Annotated in this window: 7 protein-coding genes; 5 read left to right on the forward strand and 2 right to left on the reverse strand. The window is 59.8% G+C overall.

The window, feature by feature from the left end:
- Positions 1 to 199: 199 nt before the first annotated feature.
- Positions 200 to 2,362, forward strand: coding sequence for a RelA/SpoT family protein (locus RIKMI_RS0102305; protein WP_037291370.1), 2,163 nt, complete (start codon positions 200 to 202; stop codon positions 2,360 to 2,362).
- A gap of 84 nt (positions 2,363 to 2,446) precedes the next feature.
- On the opposite strand, the gene RIKMI_RS14780 is transcribed toward RIKMI_RS0102305, so the two are convergent.
- Together RIKMI_RS14780 and RIKMI_RS0102320 are read right to left on the reverse strand one after the other, a co-directional pair.
- Positions 2,447 to 2,821 carry a hypothetical protein gene (locus RIKMI_RS14780; RefSeq protein WP_147288449.1) on the reverse strand — a complete coding sequence of 125 codons (375 nt, stop codon included), beginning with the start codon at positions 2,819 to 2,821 and terminating at the stop codon, positions 2,447 to 2,449.
- A gap of 822 nt (positions 2,822 to 3,643) precedes the next feature.
- The gene (locus RIKMI_RS0102320) at positions 3,644 to 4,483 is read right to left on the reverse strand and encodes a helix-turn-helix transcriptional regulator (protein WP_027290306.1); all 840 of its coding nucleotides are present in this window, start codon (positions 4,481 to 4,483) and stop codon (positions 3,644 to 3,646) included.
- Between the two features lie 1,283 nt (positions 4,484 to 5,766).
- On the opposite strand from RIKMI_RS0102320, the gene RIKMI_RS0102330 reads away from it, so the two are divergent.
- The 4 genes from RIKMI_RS0102330 (at position 5,767) to RIKMI_RS0102350 (ending at position 11,905) form a co-directional block, all read left to right on the forward strand.
- Complete coding sequence (locus tag RIKMI_RS0102330; protein WP_147288448.1) at positions 5,767 to 6,105, forward strand: hypothetical protein; 339 nt, start codon at positions 5,767 to 5,769, stop codon at positions 6,103 to 6,105.
- 437 nt (positions 6,106 to 6,542) lie between these two features.
- Complete coding sequence (gene terL / locus RIKMI_RS12750; protein WP_037292072.1) at positions 6,543 to 8,003, forward strand: phage terminase large subunit; 1,461 nt, start codon at positions 6,543 to 6,545, stop codon at positions 8,001 to 8,003.
- A gap of 933 nt (positions 8,004 to 8,936) precedes the next feature.
- Entirely contained in the window at positions 8,937 to 9,929 is a 993-nt protein-coding gene (locus RIKMI_RS0102345) for a hypothetical protein (RefSeq protein ID WP_027290309.1), read from the forward strand.
- Between the two features lie 779 nt (positions 9,930 to 10,708).
- The gene (locus tag RIKMI_RS0102350; RefSeq protein ID WP_027290310.1) at positions 10,709 to 11,905 is read left to right on the forward strand and encodes a phage portal protein; all 1,197 of its coding nucleotides are present in this window, start codon (positions 10,709 to 10,711) and stop codon (positions 11,903 to 11,905) included.
- Positions 11,906 to 12,367: the final 462 nt, after the last annotated feature.

Consider the following 12,367-nt stretch of genomic DNA (forward strand, 5'->3'; position numbering starts at 1 on the left):
ATAATTGATTCTCAGTATGTTTCGGCCCGTACCCATCCCCGAAGCGGCGGAACTGCCTGAGCGCAGGCCGAAGAAACGCCGACGAAAACTGTCGGTATGCCGAAATATATAATCGAAAAGAAAAATTGCCGTCGAACCTATTCGGCGTACCCAGGTATATAACCGAACTTTTATTCCTAATTACTTATCCGATCGAACCATGAGCCTGTACCGCGATTTCCTGACCCGTACCCGCGCCGCTTTCAGCGACGCCTCCTATAACGATATCCGCCGCGCCCTGCACGCCGCCGTGCGTTCCCTCGCCGGCCAGAAACGCTACGACGGGACCCCTTTCGTGTTCCACAGCGTAAAGACCGCGCAGATCGTCGCCGACGAAATCGGCCTCGGCCGCAACTCCGTGGTCGCCACTCTGTTGCACGACGTGGCCCGTACCGGACTGATGTCCCCCGAACAGATCGGCCGGGAGTACGGCCCTCAGTGCGAAGCCATCGTCCGGGGCCTCAACAATATCTCCGAAGTCGATCCGAAGACCTCTACCCTCCAGGCCGATAATTTCCGCGAACTGATCGTCTCCTATTCCACTGATCCCCGCGTGATTCTCATCAAGATGGCCGACCGGCTCGAAGTGATGCGCGCCCTGGAGAGCTTCCCCGAACTCAAGCGCAACAAGAAATCGTGGGAGACCCTCAACCTCTATTCCCAGCTCGCCCACAAGCTGGGTCTCTATGCCGTCAAGTCCGAGATGGAAGACCTCTCGCTCAAATACCTCGAACCGAAAGAGTACGACCACATCGTGCGCAAACTCTCCGAAGGGGCCGGCGAACGCGAACGCTTCATCGCCGGTTTCGTACAGCCCGTCGAAGAGCGCCTGCGTGCCCTCGGTATCCGCTACAAGCTCAAAAGCCGCACCAAATCGGTCTATTCCATCTGGCGCAAAATGCGCAAGCAGAAGGTGCCTTTCGAGGAGGTATACGACCTGTTCGCCATCCGCATCATCATCGACTGCCCGCCCGCCGAAGAGAAGATGCAGTGCTGGTCGGTTTACTCCGTAGTAACGGATTTCTACACCCCCAATCCCGACCGGATGCGGGACTGGATTTCGATCCCCAAGTCCAACGGATACGAGTCGCTGCACACCACGGTCGTAACGCCCGAGGGCCGGTGGGTCGAGGTGCAGATACGCACGCGGCGGATGGACGAAGTGGCCGAGCGGGGCGTCGCCGCCCACTGGCGTTACAAGGGGGTCGGCGGCGGGGGCCTCGGCAGCGAGCAGTGGCTCGCCCGCCTGCGCGAACTGGTCGAAACGGCGTCGGCCACCGAGACCATCGCCGAACGGTTCGACCTGGCCCTGAGCAGTCGCGAGGTGTTCGTCTTCACCCCCACGGGCGACCTGCGCAAGTTGCCGGAGGGGGCCACGCTGCTCGACTTCGCTTTCGATATCCACTCCAACCTGGGGGCCATGTGCACGGGCGGCAAGGTGAACGGGCGCAACGTGTCGATGCGCGAGCGGCTGCGCAACGGAGACGTGGTGGAGATCGCCACCTCCCGTTCGCAGCGGCCCAAGGCGGGATGGCTGGACGTGGTGGTGACTTCCAAGGCGAAAGCCAAGATCAGGCAGATCCTGCGCGAGGACGAGGCCCGCAACGCCCAGCTGGGCCGCGAGGAGCTGGAGCGGAAGGTGAAAAACTGGAAACTGCCGCTGACCATCGAAGAGGCGGTAACGGCCCTTTCGAAACATTACAAAATCAAAACCGGGTTCGAGGTCTATGCGCTGATTTCGGAACAGCGGGTACCGATGGCGGAGGTCAAGGAGGTACTGGCCCGATATGCGGAAAACGGGGGCGCGGCGGCGCCGGAGATACAGCCGCGCCGGACGAAAACGGAGGGCGAGGCGGCTTCGTCGAAAGGGGACGACTGTCTGGTCATAGACGAGACGCTGAAAAACGTGGACTACAAGCTGGCCCGCTGCTGCAATCCGATCTACGGCGACCCGGTATTCGGTTTCGTGACCATCCATAACGGCATCACGATTCACCGCACGGATTGCCCGAACGCGGCGCGTCTGAGGGAGCTGTATCCGTACCGGGTGCTGAGCGCCCGGTGGCGTGCGACCTCTTCGTCGGGGGCTTTCCGGGCCACGATCCGCGTACAGGGCGATGACGTGCCGGGACTGGCGGGGCGCGTCACGGACCTGATTTCGCAGGAGCTGAAACTGAATATCCGTTCGATGTCGTTCGGGGCGCAGCGGGGCGTCATGGAGGGGCAGCTCTCGATCGAAGTGACAAGCGCCCAGGCGGTCGATATGGTACTTTACAAACTCAAGAAAGTAAATGGCGTCACACGGGCGTTCCGGGTCAATTGAACCGAGGGAACTGCCTGACGCACGAAGAAGTCCGGGCGCTCCGAATAAGGGCGCCCGGCGAAACTATGGACCGCATAAACCGGCCTACTTATAAACGGCCAGGAAAATCGGTTTCGAACTGAGAGCACATTGTTGGATCAGTTCGAGGAGATTATTCTTCAGTGCAGCCTCGCCGCCCTTTAAGGCAAAGGGCTGCCATTTGTTGTCTTCCAGAAAATAGACTCCGTCTTCCGGATGTTGGAATTCCAGGGTCATGTCGGATTCAAGGTTGCCGGAATTATCGGAACAATAAGGCATTCCGGGGCCGAAGGCGGCCAACACGTCTCCGGGTGAATTTGCGTACGGCCAGCGCCACTCTTTAACCGCGATGTTATTCTCCGGCTTGATTCCGGCAGCACAGACCGGAATGTTAAGTTTTCGTGGTAGCAGTACACCGCCACTGCAGATAATCAGATACATAATCTCAAGCTATAAAAAAGTGTTCCCTACTCTGTCTGCGGGGTTTTCGGGTACGCCCCGTGCAAGCCTTGCGCTGACAAAGGTGAAAGGGACGGGACTGCGAATCAAATGAAATTGGCGAACGGACACGGTGGTTTGACGGTTGCTGCCGTACGGTTGGCGGAAAGTGCTTCCGGTTCTGTTACCGGTTCTATTTGCAGTTCTGTTGCCGGCTCTGCTTGCGGTTCTGTTTGCGGATGGCTGGCTTACGGCGCCACGCAAAGCCTCGTTTCAGGTGCGGCAAGCGGGTCGAAACGCGATCGTGCTCGCGATGATTATCCCCCGGTTTACGACGGACTACACAGCTTTTCCGCCATCAGGTACAAAGGGGACAGGCTGCAAGGGAACGAACGACAGGCGGAGCGAATCTCTGCGGGAGGAAGATTGCAGCCTGCGGAAGCCTGCTCGCTCGCAAGACTTGTTTCCGTTCTCCGCAGGTTGCGCTCTTGGGTAAATAACCGTACGATTAATATATGTTGCCGCCCGGAGCCAGCGAGGGCAAAACCGCAGGTTGCAGCCCTGCGCCGGGGGTGGCTCCGGGCTGACCGCTGACGCGGAGACTGATTTTAAATCGTACGGTTAAAAATAAATTTCCGCGTTAGCAGGCGGGCCGGACGCCTCCCCCTCGGGAGGCCCGCAATTCGTCGTTCTACGCGCCGAAAGTTGCGACCGCTCCCGGGCGTCCGACCTGAGAAACAACGGGTACGTTTGGCTGTAGTCACCGGGAAACGGAACTCGCTGTGTCCGGTATGTTCCGTGTAAACACTTGCCGGTCGGAACCGGTTATTTCTTGTCGTAATTACGGCGATAGGCGGAAGGCGTCGCACCGAAACGTTCCCGGAACAGCTTGATGAAATGCGAGGGGTTGTTGAAACGGCATTCGCGGGCGATTTCGGCTACAGACCGGGGCGAGGTAATCAGTTGAAGCCGTGCGTGGGCCAACCGTTGTTCGTTGAGCCACCTGTGGGGCGAAGTGTGGAAATGGCGGCGGAATTCATTCTTGAACATACTCAGGCTCATGCCGCACAAGGCGGCCAATTCCTGGAGCCCGGCCCCGGAGAGGACATTCTCGCGCACCACTTCGGGCAGGGTGTGAGGGCCGTCCGAAAAGGACGCGCACACCGGACGGCAAATACAGCATCCGGGCCGAGTCATCAGCAATTGTACCAACTCACAGAGCTTGAGGTGTCCCAGTTCGGGATTGGAAAGATGGACCTGGGCGGCGACGAACCGGTGTACGGAGCGGAAAAAATCTTCGATCACGGGCCACGCCGGGTAAGTGTAGACCTCGGTGCGGTTGCGGCACAGGGCGCAGAGACGGTTCACCGCGGTGATATTTTCCTGTGGGGTGAAGCTGTTGCGCAGGTCGGCCGGAGTATAGAAGAAGAGGGTCTGCCGAAACGGATGGGAGGCGTCCTGGGGGCTGTTTTCGACATAATGGGTGCCCCGGTTCAGGTGGAAAAGTTCGCCGGCCTGCACGGTGACGTATTTGTCGGCCAAATGGATCAGTTTGGTGCCCTGCTCGATATATCCGATGGCGTTGCGGCCGTAGCGGACCGTCTGTATGCCGACATTGGAATCGCTCTGATGGCGGAAAATAACGGAGGGTGTGGTATTGTCCATAAAGATGAATTTTATATGAAATAAACGAATAGAAATATATATCGCGTTTTTAGGCTGGCTGGGGCTGGAAACGGCGCGGGCGGAACGGGACGGAGAATTATTCCGTGGCCCGGCCTGCGGATTGCGGCGGAAAGCGGAAAGAGGACATAAGCTATGCGATATAATTAATAGTGTAATAGGATTCGCATCCGTTTTCCTGCGGCGGAAACGGGGCGTATCTTTGTAAAACAATACGGCAGACCGATTATTATATGTTGCGAATATATAAATAATCGTTGCTCCGTGCAATGCGGCCCGGAAATTTCACGCCGGAAACGGGAAGGATATTCCGGCCGGCGGCGCGGGAACGGCAGGGACGGGCCGCCTGACACGGCTGTGCCGGTATACGGACAATCTGACATATTTCGATAATGGGTCATACTAATTTTCTACTCACAAACTGCGTACCGGAATTGTCCGTAATAAATAAAAAAATCACCTAATGTGATATTTTTTAATGGAATTATGTATCCGGAATGAGAACGGGCCGCAGTCTCCCGCTGCAGCCCAGCCTTTGGCCGGGGGTGGTTTCGGTCCATGGATTGTCCGGTTGCCGCGGGCGGCGGGCCTATACAAGAAAACGTAGGTTTCAATGTACTGTCTGTCGCCGACGGGCTTTTGTTCTTTCTTCGCCCGCTCGTGCCGCGGAGGCACTTGCTTTCTTGAACGGGCAAGAAAGCAAGCAAAGAACCCGCCGGGAATGCGATTCCCGGGCCGGTAGCCTCTGTCCCTACTTCGATACCAAGGGAAAAGCCGGGAGTATTTTTTAAGCCTGCATGATTACCATGTTCTCCCTTAGCCAGGCCGGAGCCACCCCCGGCGTAGGCCTGCAACTGCGCTGCGCTTGTTGCGGCTCCGCTGGCTCCGGCTTTGAATCTGCAAATTAAAAGTACGGTTAAATATTCTGTTTGCTAAGGGTCGCAGCCTGCGGGGCACGCAACGATCGCGTGAGCGATTGATTTTGCGGGCCTCCGCTGCGGGAGGCTGCGGCCCGCGCGACCTGAAGGTCGCAAAGCATGTCCTGCCATTTAATTGTACGGTTTTTATTGATGCAATTCTGAAAAATCGCCGGCTTTTCGGCCCGCACGGCTCCCGACGGTCGGGAGCGGCGCGGACCGAAAAAAGAGATGCTATGTAAAATATATAATTGACAAAATTTATTCGGTTATGTCTTTGTTTTCTTTGTCCCGATGCGGACGGCGGATGTACGGCAGTTCGGTCGGGAGGCCGGGAAGGAGGCCGCGATGAGGACGAATTTTCTGGAAGAAGAATTGCGGAACGTCGCGGCACTGGAAGCGTGTTACCGACAGGCGGCCGAATGGGTCAGGCCTTCGGAAATGGAAGAAAACCTCGTACCGCAGGCACGGGCTTATATGGCGGCTTTGCGCGGGCTGGAACGTTGTACGGAACTGCGCCTCCGAATGGTTCGTGAAGCGGGCCGGTTGCCGGAGCCGGAAGCGGACGAGCCGTTGGCGACGGTCGATTTGAGCCGGTTGTCGGACGGAGCCTTGCGCGAGGTCGAGGCCGCCTTAGTGCCTGCGGCGCTGTGGCGGGAGGGAAAGGAGGACGGTAAAGGGGAATGACACGAAAAGAGGAACGGAGCGGTTTGCACGCCGTATCGGAAAAGAGGGCCGGTCCTGTCGTCGGCAACGACGGAAGTCTGCACGGAAGATACCGTTCCCGCGACGGAGCGGACAGTGACTGCGACGAGCGCCGAATCGTCGGTGGCGACGGTGTTTCGTCCGGCAACGGAAACGGAAATATTTCGGCCTGCAGGAGCGGAGTCCCGGACGACGGGGGCAGCCCCGGAACGGAATTCGGCAATGGTTCCGGATACGAAACCGGACATTTCCGGGTTGCAGGAAACGGACGCGGGCCTGCGGACGGGGGCAGCCGTATTCCGGCCGATGGAGGCGGAAGCACCCTTGCAGCCGTCGGGCGCGGGGATTCCGCCTCCGGAAACGACGGCCGCCCGAAGAGGTGCGGGGACGGTAAGCGGGGGCAGACTCCGGTCATCGGGATGAATCGTCCGCAGGAGGAGTGGGCGCGGCGTTCGCTGGCGGCGTTCGCGGCGACCGTGCGGCCCGACGTGGAATGGACGCCGTTCCATCGGGCCTACTACCGGCTGTTGGACGCCTTTGCGGAGGGGCGTATCCGGCGGATGATGGTCAGCGTGCCGCCGCAGCACGGCAAGAGTTTCGGCGCGTCGGTACTGTTGCCGGCCTATCTGCTGGGACGCGATCCCCGGATACGCATCGCGGTGGCATCCTATTCGTTTTCGCTGGCGGGCCGCTTCGGGCAGCAGGTGCAGCGGCTGATGTCCGAAGGGAGCTACCGGACGGTTTTCCCCGCCACGCTCATCAAAGGGACCGGACCGCGCGTACAACAGGAACGGACGGCGCGGCGCACGGCACAGGAATTCGACTGCGTGGGGTTCGGGGGCGGTCTGAAAGCGGTCGGGCGCACGGGATCGCTGACGGGCGACCGGGTGGACGTGCTGGTCGCCGACGACTTGTACAAGGATGCGCTGGAGGCTCATTCGCCGCTGGTACGCGAACGGATATGGGAGTGGTACCATGCGGTGGCGCGCACGCGGCTGCACGATGCTTCGCGGGAATTGCTGGTCGGCACGCGCTGGCATGAGGACGACCTGATCGGACGCCTGAAGCGGACGGAACGGGTGGTGGAGTTATCGGAGTGGGGCCAGACGGAGGGGGTCCCGACGGGAACCTGGGTGGCGGTGTCGTTCGAGGCGCTAAAGACGGGGCCGCCGACGGAACTGGATCCGCGGGAGGAGGGCGAAGCGCTCTGGCCGGGCCGTCATTCGGCGGGGTGGCTGGCACAGCGGCGCAGCGCCGACCCGACGCTGTTCGAGGCGCTGTTCCAAGGCAACCCGGTGGTGCGCGAGGGGTTGTTGTACGGCGATTTCGGAACGTACGCGGCGTTGCCGGCGGGCCTGCTGCGCCGGGCCAACTACACGGACACGGCGGATACGGGGGAAGACCGCCTCTGTTCGATCTGTTACGCGGTGGCGGAGGATGGATTGTGTTACGTGACGGATGTGGTCTATACGTCGCGGCCGATGGAGGAGACGGAAGCGGCGGTGGCGGCGATGCTGGAACGCAACGGGACGACGCTGGCCCAGGTGGAGAGCAACAACGGGGGGCGCGGGTTCGGACGAGCGGTGGAACGGCGGCTGCGCGAGGCGGGGGTGCGGAGCTGTACGTTGAGGCTGTTCCACCAGCGGAGCAATAAGGAGGCGCGTATCCTGACGCATGCGGCTACGGTGGTGCGGCAGGTACGTATGCCGGAGGATTGGCGGGTGCGCTGGCCGGAGTTCGCGGCGGACGTGTGCGGGTTCCGGCGGGTGTTCCGGGCGAATGCGCACGACGACGGGCCGGATGCGCTGACGGGTATCGTGGAGACGGAACTGGCTCCGCGCGGGGGGAGGATTCTGGCGGGGGGATTCTCGAAGCGATGACTGTCGCTGCCGGCTGCGTGCCTTCGGATCTTCGGGTCTCCGGGGCTGCGAGCCTCCGTGTTTCCGGGCGGGGATCGTTCCGATCTCGCCGGGCTGTAACTGCCCGAAGCCTCCCGTGTGCCTGCCCGAAATGAATAAAATAGTACGGTTAAAAGTACTGCCTTTCGCCGACGGGCGTTTGTTTTTCTTCGCCCGCTCCTGCCGTGGGGCACCGGTTTCTCCGGACGCCTCATGCCGGCGAGGCATCTCCTTTTTTACACGACCAAAAAAGGAGACAAAAAAGTCGCCGGGAATGCGATTCCCCGTTCCCGACTCCCGTCGGACCGGGAAATCGCACATTCCCGGGCCGGCAGCCTCTGTCCGAAGTCGAAGCCCCAAAGGGACAAGCGGAGGCCTGCCCGGAGCCAGCGGAGGCAAGACCAAGCACAGCGCAGGTTGCAGCCCTTCGCCGGGGGTGGCTCCGGGCTGACCGCTACGCGGACAATTAACCGTACGATTATTTCTACGGTCGGACGCCCGGGAGCGGTCGCAACTTTCGGCGCGTAAAGCGACGAATTGCGGGCCTCCCGAGGGGGAGGCGTCCGGCCCGCCCGCTGGCGCGGAAACTTGTTTTTAACCGTACGGTTATTTCTGAAATCGGGTATCCGGAAGGGACCGTAATTTAGGGTAGTTAAACCCGGTTCGCCGGGCCTCCGCCGAGTAAAGCCGAACCCCGCTCGCCCAAACGGAGGTTGTCGATCCGAAAGAACCCGCTGCATCTTCCGGCCTGCAGCCTGTGATTTATTCTTGACAGTTCCATCGCGAACGCTCTCTCTGCCGGTGCCCATTCCGGTATGCGTACTTATTAACAATTTTATTAACAAAATGCCGCCGATCCGTTCGGTATATTCCGGATAGAGAAGCGGCGAAACCGAAACCAAAATTCATAAAACTATGGGAAAAATTATCGCCAACCCCAAGAACTACACCGGCAACGAACTGGAAACCGTCTTTTTCCGCCCGCTCGTAAGCGGTCCCGATGCTTTGGAACTCGGTATCCGCATGATGTACAACATGCCGGTACCCACCACGCTCAACTTCTGGAAACGGGGTACCGACCTGCTCCAGAAATACAGCGCCGGCTGGAACGGCTCCGCCGCATCGGACAAATACCAGAAAATCATCGAATTGCACAAAGTGAAAGCCGAAATGGGCTATGCCGCCGAGGATTACTTCTCGATGGTTTACGAACGCATCGTGGGACGTCCCGACGTCAATCTCGGCGACCTGTCCGGCACCGAGCTGGAAGAGGCCGAAACGGCCCTGTTCCGCGAAGCGATCGCCGAGTCTGTACGCGCGACCATGTGGGTGGGCGACACCGAACGCGCGAGCGGCTTCAATACCTTCGACGGCTTTTTCAAACGGCTGATCGACGACACCGGCGCTGCGGCGGACGATGTGAAAAAGGTGGAAATGACCTCGATGGCCACGGCGGGCAATGCCGAAAAGCTGTTCCAGGCGATGTATGCGGCTGCGCCGGCCTCTCTGCGCGGGATGAAAGCCGACGGTCATCTGGTACTGCTCGTAACGCGCGACGTGGCCGAGAATTACGAGGAGAGCCTCCTGAGCGGCTCGCTCGACAGCGTGCGTGCGGCCAGGATCAACGGTATCGACCGTCTGTCGTTCCGCGGCATTCCGGTAGTGGATATTCAGGCCGATGCTTACCTGACGGCGGTGGGAGACCTCCCCGAGTCCTGGGCGATCCTGACGGACAGCCGAAACCTGGCCGTAGCGGTCAATACGTCCGATTTCCCGGGTTCCGAGGTGTCGATGTGGTATAATCCGGACCAGATGGAGAACCGGCAGCGGGCCACGTTCATGGCGGGGTGCGACTATCTGCTTCCGGAGCTGATCGTGGTCTCCTATTCGGCTGTTCCGGAACCGTAGTCCGGTACTGCCCGGCACTGCCCGGCACGCAGACGATTAACCGTACGGTTTATTACAATATTCTCCCTCAGTCAGGCCGGAGCCACCCCCGGCGTAGGCCTGCAAGCAGTCCTCGCTGGCTCCGGCCTTGAATCTGCAAATTAAAAGTAGGTTTAAAAAGTACTCCTGGCTTCTTTCTTGGTGTCGAAGTACGGGTAGAGGCTGCAAACCCGGGAATGTGCGATTTTCCGTTCCGACGGGAGTCTGGAACGGGGAATCGCATTCCCGGCGACTTCTTTGCTTGCTTTCTTGGTCGCGCAAGAAAGCAAGTGCCCCCGCGGCATGAGCGGGCGAAGAAAAACAAACGCCTGTCGGCAAAAGACACACAATTAAACCTACGGTTAAGAATCAGTTCCCGCGTCAGCGGGCGGGCCGGACGCCTCCCCACGGGAGGCCCGCAATTCGTCGCTCTACGCGCCGAAAGTTGCGACCGCTCCCGGGCGTCCGACCATAAAAATAATTGTACGATTTTAAACGTAACATGATTTAAACCCGGCGGACGATCCGAACGTTTCTTCACGGAACCCCGGTTCGCAATGGAACTTCGGTTCGCACCCGATTGTTTACAGCAACCTATTGCATTAATCTCAGATCATCATATGCCATTTACACGGCCTGATTTTTCGGCTCGCGCCGCCCCTTTGCGACAAAGAAAATTCCCGGTCGGAGTGCCCGGCGGCACCGCTGAGCCGAAACCGGGTTCGTGTAAAGTCGTATATAGTCGCCTAATCTTATTCATGATGACAACCGCAACAAAACATAACGGCCGGATTTTCGTCGTCGGACAGGCCGCCGCGCCGGTGCCCCGGCCCGTAGTCGCCGCCGCCCGGCGCGACGTCTGGCGGTGGGGGGCCGACAACCGGCTGCCCGAAGCGCTCGCCGCCCTTTCGCGCAGTTCGACGATCCATCGCCGTATTATCAACGATAAAGCCGATTACATCAGCGGCAGCGGGCTGACCGTCGACGAAAGCAGCCCCCGCACCGCCGCGCTCGTGAAAGAGGCCAACGCAGACGGGCAAAGCCTGCGTACCGTTATCCAGCGTATCGCCCTCGACCGTTGCCTGTTCGGCAACGCTTTTCTGGAGATCGTCACCGACTCCGGCCGTAACTTTCTCTCCCTCTATCACCAGGACGCCACCCGGTGCCGTCTATCGCGCGACGGAGGGCATGTCGTGCTGCATCACGACTGGCGCCAGTACCGGCCGTCCGAATCGGTCGTGCTGCCTCTGTACCCCGCTTTCGAAGAGCGGCCCGACGGCACCCTGCGGGCCATGATCCATTACAAGGACTACGAACCTATGTTCGAACACTACGGCGTACCGAAGTACATCGCCGGGCTGGGGGCTTCGGCCATCGTCTGGAAGACCGACCGATGGAACCTCTCGCGGCTCGACAATGCTTTCCAACCCTCCGGGGTGATGGTGCTCGACGGCGACACCGATTCCGAACAGGAAGCGGCCAGGATCGCACAGCTGGCCGAAGAGAAGTTTGCCGGAAAACCGGGGCAGGTGATGTTTCTCGTGAAGAACGGCATCGAGGGCGATACGACCAAATTCGTTCCGATCGAGACTTCCAGCGACGGCGACTGGAAATCGCTCCACGACCAGGCCGTTTCGGATATTATCGTGGCTCACAGCTGGTTCCGGACGTTGAGCGGGTTGGAATATTCGACCGGTTTTTCGGCCGACCGCGTGCGGCACGAGTACAATATCGCGCTGAACACGCTGATACGGGTCGAACAACAGGAGATCATCGAACCCGTGCGGGCGGTGTGCGCCGACCTGTTCCGGGAGCATACCTCGTCGCTGGCATTCGTAAACCGGCCGCCGTTCGAGGTCAAGCCGGACTATATGCGCGTATGGGAGGCCCGCAAGGCGGACGGCTTCGATTACGATCCGGACGACCCGGCTCAACAGCTTTTCCTGTCGCAGATTTAGCGTGTTTTAACCGGGGTGAGAACGGTGCCGGAGCCGTATCAATGTATCCCCTGACGGGCCGGAGGTTTTGACCCGCTGCTCCCGTGTCAGCGAGCAGGCCTCAGCCTTCCGTGCGGAAGCCCGACGCCGGACCGGGAGTTTGCTCCGATGAGGTCGCAACGTCGATAAATGCGGTGTTATAGATAAATGCGGTGTTATAATCGTACAGTTTATTGCAACGTTCTCCCTTAGTCAGGCCGGAGCCACCCCGGGCGAAGGCCTGCAACTGCGCTACGCTTGTTTTGGCTCCGCTGGCTCCGGCCATAAAATTAACTGTACAGTTATTTCTTATTCGGGTCGGACGCCCGGGAGACCGCTCCGAGTGTACGACGGTAGCGGGCCTCCCGATGGGGAGGCGTCCGGCCCGCCCGCTAACGCGGATTCTTCACAAAGAACCGTAGGTTTAATTGTATGTCTTTCGCC

This window comes from Rikenella microfusus DSM 15922 (assembly GCF_000427365.1).
Classification (GTDB): domain Bacteria; phylum Bacteroidota; class Bacteroidia; order Bacteroidales; family Rikenellaceae; genus Rikenella; species Rikenella microfusus.

Excerpts from the sequence above, each read along its gene's own strand:
- RIKMI_RS0102305 (WP_037291370.1), top strand. The coding sequence starts at position 200 with ATGAGCCTGTACCGCGATTTCCTGACCCGTACCCGCGCCGCTTTCAGC.
- RIKMI_RS14780 (WP_147288449.1), bottom strand. The coding sequence starts at position 2,821 with ATGTATCTGATTATCTGCAGTGGCGGTGTACTGCTACCACGAAAACTT.
- RIKMI_RS0102320 (WP_027290306.1), bottom strand. The coding sequence starts at position 4,483 with ATGGACAATACCACACCCTCCGTTATTTTCCGCCATCAGAGCGATTCC.
- RIKMI_RS0102330 (WP_147288448.1), top strand. The coding sequence starts at position 5,767 with ATGAGGACGAATTTTCTGGAAGAAGAATTGCGGAACGTCGCGGCACTG.
- terL (WP_037292072.1), top strand. The coding sequence starts at position 6,543 with ATGAATCGTCCGCAGGAGGAGTGGGCGCGGCGTTCGCTGGCGGCGTTC.
- RIKMI_RS0102345 (WP_027290309.1), top strand. The coding sequence starts at position 8,937 with ATGGGAAAAATTATCGCCAACCCCAAGAACTACACCGGCAACGAACTG.
- RIKMI_RS0102350 (WP_027290310.1), top strand. The coding sequence starts at position 10,709 with ATGACAACCGCAACAAAACATAACGGCCGGATTTTCGTCGTCGGACAG.